Origin of the sequence: Streptomyces sp. NPDC086554, from assembly GCF_040686095.1 — a bacterium.
GTDB lineage: Bacteria > Actinomycetota > Actinomycetes > Streptomycetales > Streptomycetaceae > Streptomyces.
In genome coordinates, this window is sequence record NZ_JBFBJK010000031.1 from 39,221 (window position 1) to 59,232 (window position 20,012).

The window sequence follows — 20,012 nt, forward strand, 5'->3', positions numbered from 1 at the left end:
TGAAGTCGGTCCCCACTCCAGCTGATCGCGCCGTGCCTGACCCGTTGGCGGCACGGATGCAGTCAACGCGGCCGCAGCTTAGGAGCCGCTTTGTTCGGCGGGGACATCGAACGGCCCGGCGCGCCGAAGGCGGGCAGAGTGCCGGGGACGCGGGGACAGCTCATCGTTGAGGGCTGAAACCGGCAGCGTCCAGGACCCGTTCGATCAGTCGGGGTATTCGCTGAGGTACGGGGTGAAGGTGTTCGAAGACGAGGCTGTGTAGGTCGATGTGGCGGGGGACTCCGTCTTGGCTGACTGCGGCGATCAGGTAGCGGTGCGAGGGTGTCAAGGAAGCGTCGGTGAGGCGTGCCCATCTTCCTCCGTAGTTGCGGATGAGGATGTCCGCGGTGTACGCGACGAGTTGGCTGTGGAGCCAGATCCAGTCGTCCTCTTCGAACTCTTTGAAGGGCAGGCGGGTGACGAAGTCGTCCAGTGTGGTCTGGAAGGTGAGCGGGTCGTGGTCGAAGACGGCCACGTCTCCGCCGACGGAGTCGACCATTGCGCGGATGGCGTTGTGCGCGCCGAGTGCCCATTCCTCCAGGGGCGGGGGTGGTGTGTCCGTCATGCCTGCTTCAGGTGTTGGTTGAGTTGTTGGAGTGTGGTCCAGGCTTGAGGGTCGGTGCCGTCGCCGAGTGGGTAGTGCAGGGCAGGTCTGGTCGTGGGGCCGAGTTGGGTGGGGGTGATGTCGCGGGGTGGACGTTGGGCGTGACTGAGGCCGATGTCGTTCACGGCGGCTGCGCCCAAGGTGAAGGACAGGGGGACTGGCGGGGCTTCGAAGCGGGGTGGGACGGTGAGGTCTCGGCGGGCGGTGCGGAGTGTGGTGAGCATGGACGTCAGGTTGTGGTCCGTGGCCAGGGTCTCGGCCAGTGGGGTGATGGCGTCCAGGGGTGGGGCTTCGTCGGTGGCGTAGCCGAGGGCGAGGGTGGTGTGTTCTTCGATGCCTGCCGGGGTGTGGGTGATGTGGGTGGTGGCGATGGCCGGTTGGTCGGGGGTGCCGACGGCGGTCAGCCACGTGGGGGCGTTCTTCTGGGCGCGGGTGCGCGCCAGTTCGGTCAGCTGACGGGGGGACCAGGGCAGGGCGACGGGTTCGGCCGTGGACCATCCGGCCGGTGGGGCGCCGGTGAGGGTCTGCCACGCTGCTTCCAGGGCGCCGCCGAGTTGGAGGTGTTCGTCGGCGGCGTGGGTGGCGTGGAGCGAGAGGAGTAGTTGGCGTTCGCCCGAAGTATCAGAGGCGGGATCGGGTTTGAAGGCTTCCGCGATCCGGGGGCTCCCCTCTGCGGATTTCACGGGGGTGAAGGCGCCGTCCTGCCAGTGGAGTTGGGCTCCGGAGAGGCCGTCGTAGTAGCCGCAGTCGGGGTGTGGGTGCCCGAAATTCGGCCGACCTATGCGACCTGCGTGTATTCGTGAATGACGCCGCCGAGTAGATCACGGCGGATGACTTTGGCGTCCGAGTGGACGGGGTCGGGGAGTGGTCTCAGGGGTGCTGCTTGGCGGAGGGCGCGGTGTGGGCGGTGGGTGTTGAAGTGTGTCTCGTATGCGGCCAGGACGCTTCGCAGGTGCCGTTCGTTGATGATCAGTGTGCGGTCGAGGAGTTCTCGGCGGCATCCGCCGATCCAGCGTTCGATGTACGCGTTCGCCCGCGGGGCCCGGACCGGAGTGAGCAGTACCTGGATGGCCTCGGATGTGAAGACGGCGTCGAAGGCGTCAGTGAACTTCGCATCTCGGTCCCGGATCAGGAACCTAAATCGGTCAACGCGGTCGTCCAGTGCCATGAGCAGGTCACGCGCCTGCTGGACTGCCCAGTTGCCGGTCGGGTGGGCGGTGACGCCCATCAGGTGCACCCGACGGGTAGAGATCTCCATGGCCACCATGCAGTACAGGCGCCGCAGCAGCACGGTGTCGACGTGAAAGAAGTCCACCGCGAGGATCCCGGAAGCCTGGCTGCGCAGGAACTGGGGCCAGGTCGGGCCCGAGCGGCGTGGTGCCGGATCGATCCCGGCCTTCTTCAGGATGGCCCAGACCGTGGAGGCGCCAACTGGGCGGCCCAGGCCGGTGAGTTCGCCGGCGATCCTGCGGTATCCCCAGTGCGGGTTTTCCGCGGCCATCCGCAGCACGAGCTCTCGCATGGTGGGTCGGGTTGGTGGACGGCCGGGGCTTCGGCGTTTGTAGGTCCAGCGGCGCTTGACCAGGGCGGTGTGCCAGCGCAGCAATGTGCCCGGGGTGACGAACAGGTGCCCTCGAAGCTTCTTGGGCAGTAACCGGGCCAGTGCCGCGATCACTGCCCGGTCTGCGCATGAGGGGTGTGGCCGGGCGACTTGACGGCGGAGGACGGCGAGCTGGTGGCGGAGAACGAGTAGCTCCGTGTTCTTGGAAGCCTCCGATCGCGCCAGTAGCGCCATCCATCCCAAGATCTTCAGGAGTGCCAGGTACAGCAGTCTCAGAGCCATGCCTCAGGATCTCGCCCTGCCCGGCCTCGATCGCAAGGCCGAGGTCAGCAGCGGTGGCCGAGTGTCGGGCACCCACAGGCATCGTTTCCGTGATCGGCGGCCGCATTGCCTTCCTCGGCTGTGAGGTTGCGGCCAATGCCTGACGCTCGCCCGGCCCCCGCGCAGTTTTGCGCGGGGGCCGCAGCCTTGTTCAAGGCCCGTGCGGCTCAGGGGTGTTCCGGGTTGCAGATTTTGCACAGCCGGTACTGCTTCCCGCCCTTGGGCCCAGTGTGTTCGGCCGTCCAGGATGCGGCCTCGTGCCGGGCCATGGGCCAGTAGTGCGCGGCCCACGACGACGTCATAGCCCCTTCATGGGTGAAGTGGCGCAGCGCCGACTCGACGGTCCAGAAGCTGTTGGGGAACTGCTTGATGGCGCCGAGCGACCTGGTGACCTCGGGGCAGGTGGTGAGGTGCACCGAGGACCGGCTGACGGTGTACGGGTACACGCCGGGCTGGTCGAACTTCGCCTTCTGCTCCAGGGCTTCTTGGTGCAGCCGGTCGAACTCGGGCCGTTTGGCCTGGCATCGGTCGCAGTCCCCGGCGCAGCGATTCGTTTCTCGCTGGATGGGGTCGGCTTCGCGTGGGTCGTAGTCGACCGCGATCTCGTTGGCCTGCGTGGCGAGGAAGGACCGGAGGTCTTCGATGCTGAGCGTGCCGGCCTGCACGCGGGCGAGGAGTTCTATGACTGCGGGCACTTCGATCGAGACGCCCCAACCATCTGTCCATCTGCGCTCTTTGGGGTAGTCCATGCCGACGGTTAGTCGGATGTTCTTCATCTCGTGGCCGTCGGGGAAGACGGCGTCCATGGTGTTACTGGCGGGCAACAGGTTCTCCTTGCTTGACTGTACGGCCGCCTGTCGCCCGCGCAGCGCGATGGCGGACGGCGGGGGCTCCAAGGTTCTGCGCGGGCGACAGGGCTGATTGTGGCGGCGTTGACGGGGCGGCTATCCGTCAGTCTTGGGTGGATGCGCTACAGGGAAGCCGTCGTCCCCAAAGACCACCCACGCATCATGCGGTTCGATGTACTGCCGATCTGTAGCGAGGTTGAAAGGGCGTATCTCTGGCCCTGTGACGACCTCACCGCCCTGGCCATAGTGATCGATGCAGAGTTGCACGAGCAGCGCATTGACCTCATTGCGGAACACAGAAACTGAGGTGTGTGCAGAGAGCTGCCCCAGCCCTCCCAGGGGGATCGCCTGCTGAAGGGGTCCGACAGACGCGTCCCTCCACACCTTCTTTCGGCAGCGCCGCCCGTCCACGTCGGCCGCCACGCACCGAAGGTTGTGGAGGTACTTGGTGGGGCTGATCCACAGCTCGTGAGTCTCCATGCACAGCAAGAAGTCCACCTCCGGCGGCTTCGGCGCTGGCGGTGCGTAGCCCCGCACGGCAGAGTCGATCAACGCAAGACAGTCTTCGCCCTCGAAGTCGAACCATTCCCCGTTCGTTCGCCGGTCCGCGAATGTGTGGTGCAAGTGGTTCTCAAGTTTCTTGGTTCCTGGGTGGGTTGCGCGAAGAGAGAGCGCGACTGGAGATCCAGTTGCAAGGCCCTTGAGGCGCTGTTCGGGGACCTTGCTGTAACCGATCTTCACGAGATCCGGTCGGTCTTCGGTGGCTATGACGTAGACATATCCGGCGCTGGACACGGTGATGCTCCTCCTGGAAGTGGCGATCATGGCGGGGAACGTAGTCTGCGGTGACTCATGCCGCCTTGCGGGGGCGGCCGTGCTGGGTCTGCCACTGCTGCACGTGACGGGTGATGAAGTGCTGGAGAGTGAGGCCGTCCTGGACGCCTGCCGCCATCTGTTCACTGCGGTACCGGGCGGCTTCGGCCAGGACGTCGGGGTCGTCGATCCTCAGCTGCTCCGCGAGTCGGCGCCGCACGTGGCGGAATCGAACTCGTGGCGGCGCTAGCGGTGTTGCGATCCTCGCCGTGCAGGACGGCGGAGTGTGCGATGGGACCGGTTTCGGTCCAGGCGGTTGCGATCCTCGCTCAGGGACGGGGCGTTGAGTCAGCCTACGAGACGGGTGAGGGTGACCCTTTCGGGGATGGCGGCCTGGTCGATGGTGACGCCGTCCGCGTAGTCCGCGTACGACCGGGCGGACGGATCGCCGAGCTGCTTGACCTGGACCAGGTCAAGCAGCGTGTGCGCCGGGGCGCGGCCGAAGGCGTCGTCGTGGCTGAACACCCACAGGCCGCGCAGGGTCATCTCGCCCCGGGCCGAGGCCCGGTCGTGATCCAGCATGATCGTGAACGCCTGCCAGAACGCGGCGAGGTCGTCGGAGGTCACGCCCGCCTTGGCAGCCAGCGGCGCGCTGAAGTACCCCGACCCCCGGTACAAGGCATACGGGACGATGGACTTGCTGCCCATCTCCGTTTCCTTGCCTCGGTTGGTGGGGGTCGGATTCTTGAACGCTTCGACGTCTTCGATGCGGGTCGGGGTGACGCGGGTGATGCCGATCTCGAACGGGGTGACCGGGTCGACCGAGCGGCAGAACGTGAGCTGCATCGGCCCCCTTACCCGGCCGGCCTTCCGTTCGTTCTTGCCGGTAGTCATGACGGCACCGAACATGCGGACGTCGTAGAACGTCGAGCACATCCAGTCACGGGCGTCGGCTTCGCCGGTGACGCCGCCTTCGTCGTAGGCGCGTTCGTGCTGCGCATTGAGCGCGACGCCGTTCTCCACGTAGATGTCGTATCCGGGCTTGCCTTGCCGGGTCAGGGCGATGGTGCTGCGGATCTTCCGCTTCAGGGCGACGTCGGTGATCAGGCCCTGTCCGGTGACCGGATCGGTGCGCGGCGCACCGCCGTTGTCGGGGTCACCGTTGGGGTTGCCGTCCCGGACGTCGAGCAGGAACACGAAGTCGTGCTTGCGTGCCGGGTCCAGGTGGGCGGCCGTCGTGGTCATGGGGTTGGTTCTCCTGTGGGTGTCGTGCGGGCAGAGGGTCAGGCGACGGCGTCGGTGTCGTCCTGGAGCTGGGTGTCGGCGGCCTCGGCGGCATTCTTCGCGGCGATGCGCTCCGCCATGGCCGCCCGGTCGGCGGCGCGTTGGTGTTCGTAGCCCAGGACGAATCGGCCCTGCTGCACGGGCAGCATGTACGCGGGCAAGTCGCCGGTGATCAGCGCGAACATGCTGTTCATGCGGGACTCAAGGGCTGCGGCTGCCGCGCCTTTGTCCCGGCGCAGGCGCCGCAGGTGGTTTCCGGCGTTGATGCGCAGGCCGGGAAGGACGGTGCCCGGCGATGTCGCCGCCGTCCCCAAGTACTTGTCCGCGATGGTGGAGTTGACCTTGGGCATGGCTGTGCGCTGGATCGCTTCGAGCGTGGCGAAGATCCTGCCGCACACATAGGCGGGGTCGTTCTCGACCGGGTTGAGCTGGGGCATCGGGGCGTCGTCCTTGCTGGAGTGGCGGGTCAGGATCAGGCGGATCAGTGCGGCCCGGGGGCCGTCGATGCGGTGATCGGCGCGGATGCGGTGCAACAGCCCAAGCAAGATCCGCATGTCCGGAGCCGTGCCGTGCAACGCGGCATGAAGGAGGTCGGCCGGCACTCCGTGCGGAACGCTTCCCTTCACGTACGAGTCGCGGCCGTTTTCGTCTTCGGTCCAGCGGCCGGTGCACTGCGTCAGCCGCCACAGCGGGTAGCAGGCCAGCGCCCCGGTCCACGGATCGGCGATCCGGACGTCGGAGAACCACGTCCCCAACGCACGGCGAACCTCGGGCAGCGGGACGTCGATCCAGCCCCGCACCACGACCCTGGACGAGTTGAGCCCCAGCGTCACCGCGTGGAACAGGTTGCCGTCGAATTGCGGCGCGGCCAGGTTCGGCTTGTGCACCAGGTCCAGCAGGGCGGAGACGTCGCCGGGCTGCGGGTCATCGAGCGCGTCCAGCAGGCAGTCGGTGGTCGGCTCGCGCGTCCACCACACCATGACCGACGGGGCCACGGGCCTGCGGTGCCGGTCATCTGCCAAAAGCGCATTCAGCACGGCGACCGCCCGAGACCCGCACCCCGCACACACGGGTGTGTGAGCCAGCTGCTCGCCCTCGGCCCGCGCGAACGCAGGCGCGTTGACCGACATCAGCTGAGCCTTCGCCTTCTTGTCGATGCCGTCGACCTTGGGAAACGTGGCCGTCACTACGGCATCAGGCAACGAGTCCACCAGCGGGCCCGGCTCACCGCACACCAGGCACACTCCGAAGCCGCCGCTGCGCGCCTTCTTCTCCTGCACGTGCCCGGCCCAGAACGCGGCCACGGACGGGTGCTCGTGCAGCCACTCGCCGCCGACCATCACGGCGACCGTGTGCGCCGACGACAGCTCCTGCGGCTGCCGCTCCCGGGGAACGCCCTGGGACAGCAGGCCGACGACAGCCTGCACGGCAGGATCGTCCGGGGCTGTTGCCGCCCATCCGCCCAGCAGATCCACGTACAGACTGCGCCGCAGCTCAGCCTTCTTCCGGTCCTTCTCGCCCGGGACATCCGCGCCCTTGCCGACCCTTGCCACCCCCAGCACGTACTCCGCCGAGTCGACCAGCAGGAACGGCAAGGGCATGCTGGTGCGCAGCGTGTCCGGAGCAGCGATCCGCCGGGGACTCTCGCCCTTCGCCGGGCGCAAGTCCACGAACTCGTAGGCCGGCGCCTCCCCGGAAAGGTCGACGTCGAGCACCCAGTGCACGGACTTCACCCGGTGATACGGCGGCGGCAGATCATCCCGCCGCCCGGCGTGCTCGACCAGACGTTGCAGCAGCACCCCCGATCACCCGGCCTGCGCCGCGTCAGCACGGCGCGCACTGACCGGCATCGCCACCGCGTCCGACGGCAACGGCCCGGATGGCACCAGCAGGACACCGCGCTCCAGCCGCGCACGGAACCAGCCGTACTCTTCGCCCTGATCGGTGTACGTGATGGAGTGCAGCATCACCCCCAGCTCTTCCGTCCGGTCCACCGCGACCGCCGGACCATCCGCCCCAGGCCACGACCCCACCGGCCCGAACCCCGCGGAGAACTCCCTGCACCCCAAGAACGGCTGCGCAAAGCACGCCCCCCGCCGCACCCGCCGCATGAACTGATCCGCGTACTTGGACGCCGTCAGCGGCTCCACCTTCCCGTCGGCCCCGGCGCGCGGCCTGGCCGACGCCGACAGCGACACCTCGCCATGCACCCGGTAGGCCACATCGCGCAACGCCATCGTGGCCCGCTGTACCCGGTCCTCCGCCGTGTCGTACCGGCGCCCCGTCCCCGCCCGCAGATCCCGGACGGTCTGCGGGCCGATCGTGGACTTCACCTCGTTGCGGCGGACCGACGTCCACGCCATCGGCGACAACACCTCGACCGCCGTCACGTCGTACCGCATCTCCGGCTTCCAGAAGACCGCCTCCAGGACACCGCGCGCGGCGCTTGGCGTCATCACCGGGTAGCTCACCCGCTCGACCTTCAACTCCGGTCGGGTGAAGCAGGCCAACGGCCCCCACACCTCCACCTGCACCGGAAGCCCCCCACGCCGCTCAGGCACCGGAAGACTGGCCAACACTGTGGACACACAACCCCCTTGCTCAGATCCTCGCCCGCGCACGCAGGCGCATCGGGAGGACCCTAGAGGTGGGGTCTGACAATCACGCCAGGAACAAGACGGTGGCTGTCACCCCGTCACGGGGTGACAGCCACCGGACAACGACCAAGCAGTCAGATCCTTCGGTCGTCAGATTGTTGCGATCCTCGCCCCCGCAAGGGGGGACGGGCAGTACGCCGCTGCAGAACACGTTGATGCGGTTGTATCAGTTGCGATCCTCGCCCGCCGCAAGGGGCGGGTGTCATGTGTGCAGACCAGAACCCTGATGTTCAGGGCGGCGGCGTTGCGATCCTCGCCCATCCCGCAAGATGAGCGGATCCCGAAAGATCCAGGGGTTGCCTGCGACGTTGCGATCCTCGCCCGTGAGGAGCGTATGCCTAGGCGGGGTTCGTCGCCAGAGTCCAGCAAGATCAAATCATTGCGATCCTCGTCTCCCCCGAGGGGCAGACGCACCGGATGGTGGCGGGGCGGTAGGCACTGCATTCCATGTTGCGATCCTCGCCCGCCCACTGGGGGCGGGCGCAGTGGACAGTTTCGGGGCGGTAGCTCGCGAGCTCGATGTTGCGATCCTCAGTCGCCTTGTGAGCGTCTGTCGGCATCCATCATGCCGTAGGTGGTTCGACGCCGCGTTGGGGGTGGTAGGGGCCGACCCATTCGTGCAGGTCGCCGCAGATCAGCGCCGCCGTGCCCTGGTTGATTGCGGTGTCCAGTTCTTTGCGGGGGATGCTGGCGGTGTGCGGCTGGAGCGCTCGGAGTGTGTCCGGGCCGGTCGGCGTGCCATCGCGCAGGGTGGCGATGGCGGAGCGTGCCGTCTGCTGCTCGTCGGCGGGGAGGCAGGAGCGGATGGCGACGACCGACCCGGATGCGTCGTCGATCATCTGGAACGCGTCCGCAACGGCCGGGTAGTTGAGGTCCGTGCGTAGCCGTTCGATGGTCTCGCCTGTGGTGCCGGTGACGTCGGTGGAGGCCTTGCTGGTCTGGATGTTGAACCGGGCCCGGTAGTACGCGCCGAGCGCGTCCAGGTCGTCGGGGTCAGCGCGGCCGGGGCCGAAGATGCGGTTGGCGATGGACATGGACAGCCGGTAGGTGCGGTCGAAGGGCTGGCCGCCGTCGGCCGGGTCGAAGACCACCACGGTGCCCAGGTCGTCGAGGCGGCCGTCGCGGTTGCAGCGGCCTGCGGCCTGGAGCATGGACTCGGGCAGGGTGATGGAGCGGTAGAGCCTGGGGAAGTCGAGGTCGACGCCGGCCTCGATGAGCGAGGTCGACACAGCCGCGACGGGAGCACCTTGGGCGAGCTGGTGCCGGATGTGGTCGATGGTCTCGCGGCGGTGGCCGCCGGTCATCCGGGTGGACAGGTGGACGACTTCGTTCGGGGTGGCGGTGGGGCGCAGCGCGGTGAGGGTGCGGTGGACGGCGTTGGCGTCCTTGGTGGTGTTGACCACCGTGAGGGTCTGCCGGTGGGTGGAGGCTTCGGCGGCGATGCTGGCGAGCGTCACGCCGGGGCCGGTGCGCCATTCGTAACGGACCCGGCACAGCTTCTCGTTGAGGGTGTGGGTCATGTCGTCGGGCAGGAGGCTGTGAGCGGTGCGTCCGTGGATCGGCTGGGTGGCGGGGATGACGGACAGCTCGGGCTGGGTGGCAGACGACAGCACGACGGTCGCACCGAAGCGTTCGACCAGGCCGCGCAGCACGGACAGGATCGGGGTGAGCAGCCGGTCGGGCAGCGCCTGCACTTCGTCCAGGACGATGACCGATCCGGCCAGCCGGTGCAGCTTCCGCATCGCCGACGGGGAGCGGGAGAACAGTGAGTGGAACAGCTGGACGGTGGTGGTCACCACGAACGGCGCGTCCCAGTTCTCCGCCGCCAGCCGCGTCCAGTGGCCGCCCGGCGCGTCCAGGTCGACGCTGCTGTGATGCTCCAGAACCACCCGGCCATTGCCACTGTCCGGGGCAGGATCGAGCAGCGACCGGTACACGGCGGCGTTCTGCTCCGTGATCGAGATGAACGGCACGGCGACGATGACCCGGCGCATGCCGTGCGCGGCAGCGTGGTGCAGGGCGTAGCCGCCGCCCGTCAGGGTCTTGCCGCCACCCGTGGGCACGTGCAGCCGGTAGATCCCGCGCGGCCCGCTGGCCGCCGTCACGGCCTGGTCGTAGGCGTCGCTGCGCAGGGCGTCGATCGGTGACGGGGCACGCCCGGCGATCAGATTTTGGCGGCGTTTCTCGTACCGGTCACGCAGGTGCGCCATGCCCGGCGTCGGTGATGCGCGCCGCGCCCGCCCCCGGAAGTGGTCGCTGGTGTCGAGGTAGTCGGCATCCACCACGGACGAGAACAGCATCCGTATCAGCAGGTCGACATCCGCGCGGGCCGTGTCCGTGCGTGCCCCGGTCAGCCACGGCGGAAGCTGCGGGCGGAGGGTGGGGCGGATCTGTGGCAGCAGGTCGACGACGCGGTTGACCGGCTCGGCCAGGTGCGCGCCGTCGTTGCGGAGTTCCTTCATCAGGACCTTCAGGTCGGTGATGGAGGGCAGGCCGCCGTGGTGGCCGTGGACGACGGCACCGAACTGCCACGGCAGATGCTGGGAAGCGAGCAGCGTCCCGGCCTGCTTGTGGTCCAGCCCGACCCGTCCGCCTTCGCTCTCCGCGCGGATCAGCCCGTCCTGCCACGCGCACGCGGCTTTGCCGACGTCGTGGACCAGGCCCAGGTACTCGGCTGCTTCCGCTCCGCCGAAGGGTTCGGCGTGCTGGCGGGCCCGTGCGGCGGTTCCGCGCAGGTGGTCGTCAAGCTGGTGTCGCTCGCCCTGCCAGTTCGCGCTATGCGCCCACGGACGACGGTGGTTGATGGTCACGTGCTGGAAGGTAGACGCACCCACTGACACACCCAGTCCGTATGCTGGGTCATCGGCCGCGCTCCGGCCCTTGGCACAGCCGAGGACCGGCCTGGCCGAGGATCGCAACCCCGCGTGCCGTGAAGAAAGCACCAGACCACGGAAGCAGCACCCGCCGTCAGGGCGGGTGAGGATCGCAACGCCGATGATCTCTGGTGTGTCATGCACCGATGCAGTTACGCCCCATCTCCGGACGGGGCGAGGATCTTGCGAGGAAAGACAGGTCCAGCCGCCACGTCAGGTGATCCAGGTCCTCGGCATCCTGTACCGCGTGCCGGGCCAGGCGTTCCGCGTGGAGGCGGGTCCATCCGTTGACGGCCACCAGCTGCCCGATCACCTGGTCCCAGCCGCCGACCTTCTGCGCGCGGCGAACGTTGTAGGTGCCAAGAATTGCGTCCGCGCGGGTCCTGCTGCGTGTTGGTACTCGTGCAGGATGCCGCTGAGGCGATCGCGTCAGCGGACGTCGAGGTCGGTGAGCCGGTTGGGTTCGGTGATCGGTTCTGGCCGGGGGCGGAGTGGCGCGGCGCTTGCGAGGGTGCGGTGGGGCCTGTGCTGGTTGTAGAACTGCTCGTACTCGCGCAGTGCGTGGAGTAGGTGAGCCTGGTTCCAGATGAGGGTGCGGTCGAGGAGCTCGGTCCGGCAGGTGCGCACCCAACGCTCCATGATTGCGTTCATGCGCGGCATGCGGACACCGCTCTGGAGGACCTCGATGCCTTCCGCCTGCAAGACGGCATCGAAGGCTGCCGGGTAGCGCGCGTCCCGGTCCCGGATCAAGAACGTGACTCTGGTGCCAGCGTCTTGAAGGTCCATGACCATGTTTCGGGCGAGTTGGGTGACCCAGGCCGCGGACGGGCGCGCGGTCGCGCCGAGGACCCGCACGCGGCGGGTGGCGTGCTCGATCACCGCGAGGACGTACAGGGTCGCCCCGGTCAGGGTCTTGGTCTCGAAGAAGTCGGCCGCGAGGATGGCCTGGGCCTGGGAATGCAGGAACTCCGGCCAGGTGGTGTGGTTGCGCTCAGGCGCGGGGTCGATGCCGTGTTCCTTGAGGATGTTCCACACGGTGGAGGCGGCGACCTTGATGCCGAGGGTGACGAGCTCGCCGTGGATGCGCCTGTAGCCCCAACTGGCGTTCTCTTGTGCGAGCCGGAGCACCAGGGCGCGGACGGAGCGCACGGTGCGCGGTCGGCCGGGACGCTTGGGGCGTGAGGCCTTGGCGTGTCGGCGGCGCAGCAGGTCGCGGTGCCAACGCAGCAGGGTGTCGGGGTAGACGCGGTGCACCGCTTGATCGCGGAGGGGACGATCGAGGACCGCATCGCCGAGATGCTGCTGCGGAAACGGGAGTTGGCGGACGCGGTGCTCGGCTCCGGAGAGGCCGCACTGACGGAACTCACCGATGCCGAGCTGTCGGATCTGGTGGAGCTGCGAGGGGGGACCCGATGAGCGACACGTACGACGAGGCGTTTGGCGACGCGCACGAGGAATCCGGCCACGGTCAGGGCGCTCAGCACCAGGAGAGCATCTTCGCCGCCCTGCCGCCCGCGCACGGGCGGGGGTTCGCGCAGAGCTGGTGGGGCCAGGCCTGGCTGAAGGCGCTGGAGGACACGGCGCCACCGGGCTGAGTCCGCGCCAGTTCGGGAAGTTGGTGACAGCTCTGCGGCGCGAGGGTGCGGACGCAGTCCGCAGGGGTCGGCCGTGGAGCCTGTGGCTGGAGGACCGGGCGCTGCTGGTCGCGGCCTACTGGCGGACGAACCTGACCATGCGCCAACTGGCCCCATTGTTCGGGGTTTCCAAGTCGGTGGCGGACCGGATCACCGATCACCTCGGGCCGATGCTCGCCCTCCAGCCCCGCAAGCGGTTCGCGAGGCACACCGTGCTCATTGTCGACGGCACCTTGGTGCCGTGGTCGGTGCGTATCCAGACGGCCGGACCGCGGACGGGTGGTTTAAAAGGGGACTGACAGATGGCCTTCGGTGTGGTTACGATGCCCGCGATGAACACCTTCTTCTCATTGGGATCGGAGGAATCGTCCGAGCAAGGTGAGTGCTGATGGCACATCACTTCACGCAGGAGATTCCCGCCCACCTGTTGATGTGGCAGCGCGTACGCGAGTACGCCGTGCCACCGTCCATGATCGAGACCGCGACCGCGCGCCGTGCGACCGGTGACTGGGCGGGGGCCTGTGCTGCTGCCCGGATCGACGTAGACCTCGATCTGCGCGCCGTGCGCGACCGCCACGGCACCGATATCGCCACTCACATCCGTGCGGACCTGCGCAGGCTCGCGCCCGATCTGCTCCGCTGGCACATGCCCAGGATCGCCCCCGACGGACGGCTCCGGCCCGGCCTCACCATCTCCTTGGCCCGTTACGGTAGTTGCGGCGGAACGCCGTTGCACCTCGTGGTGCGGACACCGCCCGCCCAGGCGGACGCCGGACAGCGGATGTCACTGGACGTGTGGGAGGGCTCGGCGAACGACCGTCCCACGAACCGTCTGTACCTCCATCCGCATCCGCATCCCGACCGGCGTTTCCGGCTCGATCTGCACCGGCATCTCTGGGATTCGAGACGGAGCGGCGAACTGGCACGGCGGGGAGGTGCGCCGCCCGGCCGGCCCGTCCTTCACGACTCCCCATGGGCGGTGGCCAGCTGGGCCGCCGAGGCGGAGTTGCTGTTGAGGGCCGAGGAGCGCCCTCGCGGGGCCTTCACCGTACGGCTTGGTGCGCGCAGCCGTGCCGTGCTCGAACTCGTCGCCCCCGACGACAGCCACGCGCCGACGTTCCGGCCGCTGCGGGAGACACTGCCCCCGCAGGAAGTCGCGGTGCTGCCCGTGCTGCCTGAGGCGGCAGCCCGGGTTCTTCCGGATCTGGAACTGCTACGGGCCGGGCTGATCGCGGTCGGGCGGCTGCATCCGCTCGTGGCCCCGGCGGTGCAGGGAGACGGTCCGAAGCCCGTGGCCGGCCGCGCCCCCGAGCCCAGCGACCCGCACCGGGTGAAGTGCCGGGGCGAGGTCCATCGCATCGCGCTGCGCGACGGGGTGCTGAGCGCGGTCGATCACGACCCGGACCAACTCCGCCGCGAGGAGCTGCTGGTGGCGCTCGGGGGTACGGCGCTGCCCTGCCTGCGGGCGGTCGACGCGGTGCACCGCAGCCCTGAGGCGCTTCCCGCGGTACGGGAACGGCTCCGCCACGGTGACGTCATCGGTGCGCTCGCCGTGGTCGAGGGGTTGCTCGGTCCCGGTGCGGTGCTGCGCGACGGGCCGCTCAGGGAGGAACTGGAGTCGGCCGCGGTCCGCCGGGTCGACCACGGGCTCTTCCGCGCGGGGCTGGCCGACGTACCCGCCGGCCCCGGCGAACCACGGGGCGGGCACGCTTCGGGCGCGCGGCACACGGAAGCGGGCCACCGGCCCCGACTCGGCCGTGCTACGCCCCTCGAGTCGCGCCGCAAGCGCGGTAGCAGGGGCCGGCCTCGTACCGGTCAGATCTGATCCGCCCTCACCCACTAATCGGCTGACTCGCCGAAGTTCCCTTCACACACGGCACGTTGCGCGCCGCAGGCCCTCACGCCCTCAGGAACGGCACGCCCTGTTCCCCTCTCCCACTCCAGGTGATGCCCATGACTTCCAGCACTGTCCTGCCCGACCTTGCCCTCGCCTCCGCCATCTCCGAGACCGATACGGACCTGGCCCTCGCCGACCATCTCCTCTCCCTCCTACGGGCGACCACCACCGAGCCGCGCCCCGACGAACAGCTCGAAGCGCTCACCCTGGCCGTCGCCGCAGACCTGCCCGTGCTGCTCTGGGGCGAGCCTGGCATCGGCAAGACCGCCGCCCTGACGCAGCTCGCCTCCTCGCTCGACCTGCCGCTCACGACGGTGATCGCCAGCGTCCACGAGCCGTCCGACTTCTCCGGGCTGCCCATCGTCGGCGATGACCCGGCCGTGCAGGGCGTGCCGATGGCGCCGCCGCAGTGGGCCGTCGAACTCGTACGCGCCGGTCGGGGGTTGCTCTTCCTGGACGAACTCTCCACCGCCACCCCAGCCGTCCAGGCCGCACTGCTGCGTGTAGTCCTGGAACGGCGGGTCGGAGCGCTCCAACTCCCGCCAGATGTACGGATCGTGGCCGCCGCCAACCCGCGCGCCTCGGCAGCGGACGGTTGGGAGCTGAGCCCGCCGCTCGCCAACCGCTTCGTACACCTGCACTGGGTGCACGACCGCGACGTCGTGGTACGCGGCCTCGGCGGGGTCTGGCCCAGGGCGGAGCTGCCCCAGCTTGCCCCGGAGCGGCTGGCAGAAGCGGTGACGTTCGCCCGGCACGCGGTCTGCGGATTCCTGAAGGCCCGGCCGACGCTGATCCACCGGCTGCCGACCTCCGAGACGCGGCGCGGCGGTGCGTGGCCGTCGCCCCGGAGCTGGGAGGCCGCGCTGACCCTGCTCGCCTTCGGTACGGCGGCCTCCGTCTCCCGGGACGTTCTCGCCCTGCTGGTACGGGGTGCGGTGGGGGACGGACCGGGGCTCGAACTCCTCGCCCACCTCGACCGGATGGACCTGCCGGACCCGGAGTCGCTGCTCGCCGACCCGGCCGCCGCCGAGCTGCCGGAGCGGGGCGATCTGCGGCAGGCGGCGCTGGAGGCGGTGGTGGCCGCCGTCGGGGCACGGCCGGAGCGGCACCGGTGGGAGGCGGGCTGGGCCGTGCTGGGCAGGGCCCTGGAGACCGGAGCCCCGGACCTCCTGGTTGCCCCGGCGACGGCGCTGGCCGGGCTGCGACGAGACGACTGGGAGGTACCGGTGGCGGTGGAACGGCTGGCCGGGGTTGTCGGGCTCGCCCGGACTGCGGACCGGTCGGTGGAACGGGTCGCGGCAGCGGCCGACGCCCGTCGCGTGACGGGGGTGCGCCGATGACGGCAGCCGCAAACCACCCCGGACCGCGCCCGCTACCGCGATCGACGACGGCTGCCGCGCCGCGCCCGGGACCACGCCCGCTGCCGCGCCCCATGTCCCCGCCCGCGCCCCCGCGCCCGGTGCGGGCGACACCGCCGGAGCGACCGGACCGCTCCGCAGGGCCCGGCGACCGGCCCGGACTCCCGCTGAACCGGGAGAAGTTGCTAGCCGCCCGGCTGCACGCGGTGAAGGTCCGCCCCTACATGGCCGACGCGCTCTTCGCGCTGCACCTGGTGGAGGACCGTGCGGTGCCGACGATGGCGGTCGACGCGCACTGGCGCTGCTACGTGTCGCCCGGATTCGTGGCCCGCACACCGCTGGAGGAACTGGCGGGCGTCTGGGTGCACGAGGTCTCCCATCTGCTCCGTGACCACCACGGACGAGGCGAGCGTCATGCGCGGGAACACGAGGAGTCCGGGCCGGGCGAACGGCTGCGCCGGAACATCGCCGCCGACTTCGAGATCAACGACGACATCTACGGCGACGGACTGCCCCGGCCCTTCGGAGCGGTCGTGCCGTCGCTGTTGCGACTGCCCGACGGTCTGCTGATGGAGGAGTATCTGCGGACTGCCTCGATGTCTGGGCTCGGCGCGGAACTGGCCTGGCTGGACTGCGGCAGTGGTGCCGACGGGCACGACCGGTCGTGGGAGCTGGGGCCCGGCGGGGCGAACGGACTCACCCGGCAGCAGCGAGACGCGGTTCGCTTCCGGGTCGCGGAGGGCATCAAGGGCCGGCCCGGCGACGCGCCGGAAGGGTGGCGGCGGTGGGCTGACGAGGCGTTCCAATCGCCGCAGCCGTGGCGGCAGTTGTTGGGCGCGGCAGTCCGCTCGGCGGCGAGTGCGCCCGGAGTGGGGGAGAACCACACCTACCGGCGTCCGTCCCGCCGCTCGTCGAGCGTCCCTGGAGTGGTTCTGCCGAGCCTTCGCCGTACGCCGCCCCGCGTCTGCGTCGTCATCGACACTTCCGGGTCGGTGAGCGACGCCGAACTGGGCAGCGCGCTCCTTGAGGTCGCGGCGATCTCGCGGGCCGCCGGCGGGCGGCGCGACCTGGTCTCGGTGATCTCCTGCGACGCGGCGGCCGGCGTGGCCGTCCCGCTCTGCCGTGCCGAGAGCCTCGAGCTGCTCGGCGGCGGCGGAACCGACCTGCGCTCCGGTTTCGCCCGGGCGCTCCGTTCCCGTCCCCGCCCCGACGTGATCGTCGCCCTGACCGACGGGCAGACGCCGTGGCCCTCCGGACAGCCGCCCTGCCGCACCGTCGTCGGCCTGTTCCCGCGACCCGCCCGCGCCACGGACGAGGACGACCCCGACTACGTACCGGACACTCCGCCGTCCTGGGCACGCGTCGTCACCATCGGTTGAGGAAGGCAGCAGGCGCCCGTCGCTCAGTGGCGAGGAATTGCCAGCGGTGATCGTCCCGTCCGGCCTGGAAAGAGGGCTTGAGACCTGCCAGTTTCTCGATCGGCACGGACGACGAGGTCGTCGTAAAACCCCTCGTCCCAGGCCCTGGCAGGACACCCTGGCCGAGCGGATCCGCGCGGCCGGTAGCGGCGACTGGCCAGACGCCTCGGCGTGACGTGTTCTTTCGTATGACGAGTTGGCGGGCCCCACCGCGCGCGGCAGCGTTGATATTCTCCTGGTGCGCTCAACGGCACATCTGGGCGCGGGGGTTCGTAGCTGGGGGAGGTTCGATGAGGCCGCGTCTGGTCTTCGTGCACGGCGTAGGCAAGCCACGCGACGCCGAGGGGGTGCTGGAGGAGTCGCTGCGGCACGTGGCCTGGTGGGTGGGTGTGGTCAGGGGAAAACCGTCTGAGGGCTCAGGGGTGCTCTACTGGTGGCCGCGTCACGCAACATCGCCCGGTGTGGGGCAACGGCGTGTAGTAAGCAGGATATTGGCCGACAGCCCATGGCGCCTCGGAATGAGAAGAGAATTGACGGCGCGATAAAGGCGCGTACCGTAGGAATTAGCTAGCAATTTCTGTCGGAAGCGCTGAACTGTGAACCTTGGGCGTGTAGTTCCGCGAACCGCTGTGCAGTCGCCGCGAGCAGCTCTCGACGGCGCACTGGAGACTTCAAGGGTTTATGCGGGAGCGACCGCAGCGCTGGGGGTCAAGGGGTCGCAGGTTCAAATCCTGTCGTCCCGACGGTTCGATCTTTCGAACGTCGCAGGTAAGAGGCCGTTTTCGAACGGCCTCTTTCTGTTGCCCGGGTGCTCCCGGGTGGGAGCGTGGGAGCGGGAGTGCGCTCCCACGTGTCCCCTTGCCTGTTTGCTCCCACTGGGGCGACTGTCCGCATATTCGGTTTCCTGTGCGCGCGTTCACATCGGTGTCCGTTTTGTGACCTGTGGCTCCCCGTCGTTCGGGTGGCTCCGGGGGTATGTGCTTGCGCTCTTGCCGCTGGTCGGGCGTGCTCCCACTGGGAGTGGGGTCGGGAGCGGTGGCCCCATATCCGGAAGTCGGGGTATGGGGCCATGCGAATGCTTGACCCCATGTCCGATTCCGGTTGGGTGGTATGCCGGTTTTCGTCGGTGGCCGCTGCTGGATGCATGGAGATGTTGAACGCAGTTGCCAGACGGTGGGGAGCCGACAGTTCCTGAGCGAGGTGCTGGTCGTGCCGGGGGAGTGCCGTTCGCCTTGCTTCTGGGTGTGAAAGATCTAGTGGCTCATCTCAGAACGTTGAACGGCTATGGACACGGCGCTCGGTGTCTGCTCAGTGCGGCAGCCTTGTTCCGTAGATCCAGTCGAAGCCGTCGTACCCGGCTCCGTCGAGGTGCTCTGCCCGAGTCAGTCCAGCGCGCACAGCCACTCGTTGAGAGGCGATGTTGGTCGGCCGGACACGGGCGATCAGTGGGATGTCGGGAACGTGGCGGGACGCCCAGGCGGTGACCGCCGCTGCGGCCTCGCTGGCGTAGCCCTGGCCCCAGGCCGAGGTGGCGAAGCGGTAGAAGAGATTGAGGACCTTCATGCTTTGCAGTTCCATGGGCTTGATCCCGGAAAAGCCCAGCTGCAGGGCGGAGCCGTGGCGTCGGACGACCCAGTACCCGTATCCGCACCGCTGCCACTGGTCGTTCCAGCGGCGATACAGTTCCCCGGCCTCATCGAGCTGGGTGAGAGCGTCGGAGGGGTTGTGCAGGCAGGTTTCAGGGTCACGGTGGATGGCCAAGATCGCGTCGATGTCGGCTTCGGTCGGACGCCGCAACGACAGTCGGGGGGGTGTGCAGCTGTTCGCCCGCCGGGCTCCGGTCACTCATGCGAAGATCGTAGGGGTGCGTCAGGCGGCCCTTGTGAGGTACCCGGTCCAGGTACGGATCGGTGAGTCTGGCGCGAAGTTCGTCTTCGGCTCGGCTCGGGCATTGCGCCATCGGACATAGGCGGCGATGGCGGCGTTCTGCTCGCCGTGGCTGCGATGGTCGGTGCCGTTCAGGGCGAAGTAGCGCAGGGCTGCGAACTCCGATTCGATCCAGTTCAGCCAGGACCCGTAGGTCGGCAGGAAGACCAACTCGACGTCGTTGTCGGCGGTCCAGGCGCGCACCTCGGTGTGCTTGTGTGGGGAGAAGTTGTCCAGCACCACATACAGTTTCTGGCCGGGCCAGCGTGCACGCAGGGTTTTGAGCAGGCCAAGAAACTCGCGCCAGCGGTTGCGCTTGCGGATGCGGTAGGGCAGCTTACCGGTGGCCAGATCGAGGGCAGCGAGCATGTGCATCACGCCGCCGTAGCGGTTGTAGGTGGCCCGCAGCCTGCGCGGGCGTCGCACCGGACCCCATGCCTTGCCCTTTCGGGGCATCAGGTTCAGCGGTCCGAACTCATCGACGCATATGACCCGCCCGTCGGCAGGCGGGGTGTCATACAGCGCCAGGACACGGCGCATCTTGGCGATGAACTCCGGGTCGGTGGACGCCTTCCACGTGGTGGTGGTCTTCCAGGTGACCTTGCCGGCACGCAGGATCCGGCGCAGGGTCTCCCGGCTGATGGCCGCGGTCACCTTCTGCTTGAGCAGGTGCTCAGCGAGCTTGCTCAGGCTCCAGGTGGAGAACGCGGTGATCTTCCAGTCGGCGGGGGATGTCCGGGCGATCAGGCAGATGTGCTCACGCACCTCGTCACTGATCG

General features: G+C 68.9%; 15 protein-coding genes and 4 pseudogenes. 6 read left to right on the top strand and 13 right to left on the bottom strand.

Annotated elements, in window-relative coordinates; genetic code table 11:
- Positions 1-160: 160 nt before the first annotated feature.
- The 11 genes and pseudogenes from AB0O76_RS36940 to AB0O76_RS36990 all read right to left on the bottom strand — a co-directional run.
- A complete protein-coding gene (locus AB0O76_RS36940) occupies positions 161-604 on the bottom strand; it encodes a hypothetical protein (protein ID WP_365500875.1) in 444 nt (147 codons plus the stop codon).
- A complete protein-coding gene (locus AB0O76_RS36945) occupies positions 601-1,440 on the bottom strand; it encodes a DUF6177 family protein (RefSeq protein ID WP_365500977.1) in 840 nt (279 codons plus the stop codon). Before AB0O76_RS36945 ends, AB0O76_RS36940 begins: the two co-directional genes overlap by 4 nt.
- Entirely contained in the window at positions 1,422-2,165 is a 744-nt protein-coding gene (locus tag AB0O76_RS36950; protein WP_365500877.1) for an integrase core domain-containing protein, read from the bottom strand. The genes AB0O76_RS36945 and AB0O76_RS36950 overlap by 19 nt, the downstream gene beginning before the upstream one ends.
- Before the next feature lie 527 nt (positions 2,166-2,692).
- Positions 2,693-3,349 carry a hypothetical protein gene (locus AB0O76_RS36955; RefSeq protein ID WP_365500879.1) on the bottom strand — a complete coding sequence of 219 codons (657 nt, stop codon included), beginning with the start codon at positions 3,347-3,349 and terminating at the stop codon, positions 2,693-2,695.
- Between the two features lie 120 nt (positions 3,350-3,469).
- Positions 3,470-4,198: a GIY-YIG nuclease family protein gene (locus tag AB0O76_RS36960; protein ID WP_365500881.1), complete on the bottom strand. Its 729-nt coding sequence runs from the start codon at positions 4,196-4,198 to the stop codon at positions 3,470-3,472.
- Positions 4,199-4,223: 25 nt separating this feature from the next.
- Positions 4,224-4,406 carry a hypothetical protein gene (locus AB0O76_RS36965; RefSeq protein WP_365500883.1) on the bottom strand — a complete coding sequence of 61 codons (183 nt, stop codon included), beginning with the start codon at positions 4,404-4,406 and terminating at the stop codon, positions 4,224-4,226.
- 128 nt (positions 4,407-4,534) lie between these two features.
- Positions 4,535-5,431 (bottom strand): type I-C CRISPR-associated protein Cas7/Csd2, encoded by an 897-nt coding sequence (cas7c, locus tag AB0O76_RS36970; RefSeq protein ID WP_365500885.1) that lies wholly within the window; start codon positions 5,429-5,431, stop codon positions 4,535-4,537.
- Between the two features lie 38 nt (positions 5,432-5,469).
- A complete protein-coding gene (gene cas8c, locus AB0O76_RS36975; protein WP_365500887.1) occupies positions 5,470-7,269 on the bottom strand; it encodes a type I-C CRISPR-associated protein Cas8c/Csd1 in 1,800 nt (599 codons plus the stop codon).
- Between the two features lie 6 nt (positions 7,270-7,275).
- Entirely contained in the window at positions 7,276-8,058 is a 783-nt protein-coding gene (gene cas5c, locus AB0O76_RS36980; RefSeq protein WP_365500889.1) for a type I-C CRISPR-associated protein Cas5c, read from the bottom strand.
- Between the two features lie 632 nt (positions 8,059-8,690).
- Positions 8,691-10,937 (bottom strand): CRISPR-associated endonuclease Cas3'', encoded by a 2,247-nt coding sequence (locus AB0O76_RS36985; protein WP_365500891.1) that lies wholly within the window; start codon positions 10,935-10,937, stop codon positions 8,691-8,693.
- Between the two features lie 492 nt (positions 10,938-11,429).
- A pseudogene (locus AB0O76_RS36990) lies at positions 11,430-12,239 on the bottom strand (integrase core domain-containing protein); the annotation flags it as partial.
- A 9-nt stretch (positions 12,240-12,248) separates the two neighbouring features.
- Here AB0O76_RS36990 and AB0O76_RS36995 point away from each other — a divergent pair.
- The 6 genes and pseudogenes from AB0O76_RS36995 to AB0O76_RS37020 all read left to right on the top strand — a co-directional run.
- A pseudogene (locus AB0O76_RS36995) lies at positions 12,249-12,416 on the top strand (ATP-dependent helicase); the annotation flags it as partial.
- Positions 12,413-12,583: pseudogene (locus AB0O76_RS37000) on the top strand (SWF or SNF family helicase); the annotation flags it as partial. The pseudogenes AB0O76_RS36995 and AB0O76_RS37000, both read left to right, overlap by 4 nt.
- A pseudogene (locus AB0O76_RS37005) lies at positions 12,541-12,876 on the top strand (transposase family protein); the annotation flags it as partial. The pseudogenes AB0O76_RS37000 and AB0O76_RS37005, both read left to right, overlap by 43 nt.
- A 146-nt stretch (positions 12,877-13,022) precedes the next feature.
- Positions 13,023-14,459, top strand: a complete 1,437-nt coding sequence (locus tag AB0O76_RS37010) for a hypothetical protein (protein WP_365500893.1) — start codon at positions 13,023-13,025, stop codon at positions 14,457-14,459.
- A 128-nt stretch (positions 14,460-14,587) separates the two neighbouring features.
- Entirely contained in the window at positions 14,588-15,871 is a 1,284-nt protein-coding gene (locus AB0O76_RS37015) for a MoxR family ATPase (protein WP_365500895.1), read from the top strand.
- Positions 15,868-17,268 (top strand): VWA-like domain-containing protein, encoded by a 1,401-nt coding sequence (locus AB0O76_RS37020; protein WP_365500897.1) that lies wholly within the window; start codon positions 15,868-15,870, stop codon positions 17,266-17,268. Before AB0O76_RS37015 ends, AB0O76_RS37020 begins: the two co-directional genes overlap by 4 nt.
- Positions 17,269-18,615: 1,347 nt before the next feature.
- Here AB0O76_RS37020 and AB0O76_RS37025 read toward each other — a convergent pair.
- Complete coding sequence (locus tag AB0O76_RS37025) at positions 18,616-19,152, bottom strand: GNAT family N-acetyltransferase (protein ID WP_365500899.1); 537 nt, start codon at positions 19,150-19,152, stop codon at positions 18,616-18,618.
- Positions 19,153-19,176: 24 nt separating this feature from the next.
- Positions 19,177-19,998 (bottom strand): IS630 family transposase, encoded by an 822-nt coding sequence (locus AB0O76_RS37030; protein WP_365500901.1) that lies wholly within the window; start codon positions 19,996-19,998, stop codon positions 19,177-19,179.
- Positions 19,999-20,012 lie beyond the last annotated feature (14 nt).

Bases quoted from the DNA above. Each gene is read 5' to 3' on its own strand.
- AB0O76_RS36960 (WP_365500881.1), bottom strand. From the start codon at position 4,198: ATGATCGCCACTTCCAGGAGGAGCATCACCGTGTCCAGCGCCGGATAT.
- AB0O76_RS37010 (WP_365500893.1), top strand. From the start codon at position 13,023: ATGGCACATCACTTCACGCAGGAGATTCCCGCCCACCTGTTGATGTGG.
- AB0O76_RS37015 (WP_365500895.1), top strand. From the start codon at position 14,588: ATGACTTCCAGCACTGTCCTGCCCGACCTTGCCCTCGCCTCCGCCATC.
- AB0O76_RS36950 (WP_365500877.1), bottom strand. From the start codon at position 2,165: ATGCGAGAGCTCGTGCTGCGGATGGCCGCGGAAAACCCGCACTGGGGA.
- cas7c (WP_365500885.1), bottom strand. From the start codon at position 5,431: ATGACCACGACGGCCGCCCACCTGGACCCGGCACGCAAGCACGACTTC.
- AB0O76_RS37020 (WP_365500897.1), top strand. From the start codon at position 15,868: ATGACGGCAGCCGCAAACCACCCCGGACCGCGCCCGCTACCGCGATCG.
- AB0O76_RS36940 (WP_365500875.1), bottom strand. From the start codon at position 604: ATGACGGACACACCACCCCCGCCCCTGGAGGAATGGGCACTCGGCGCG.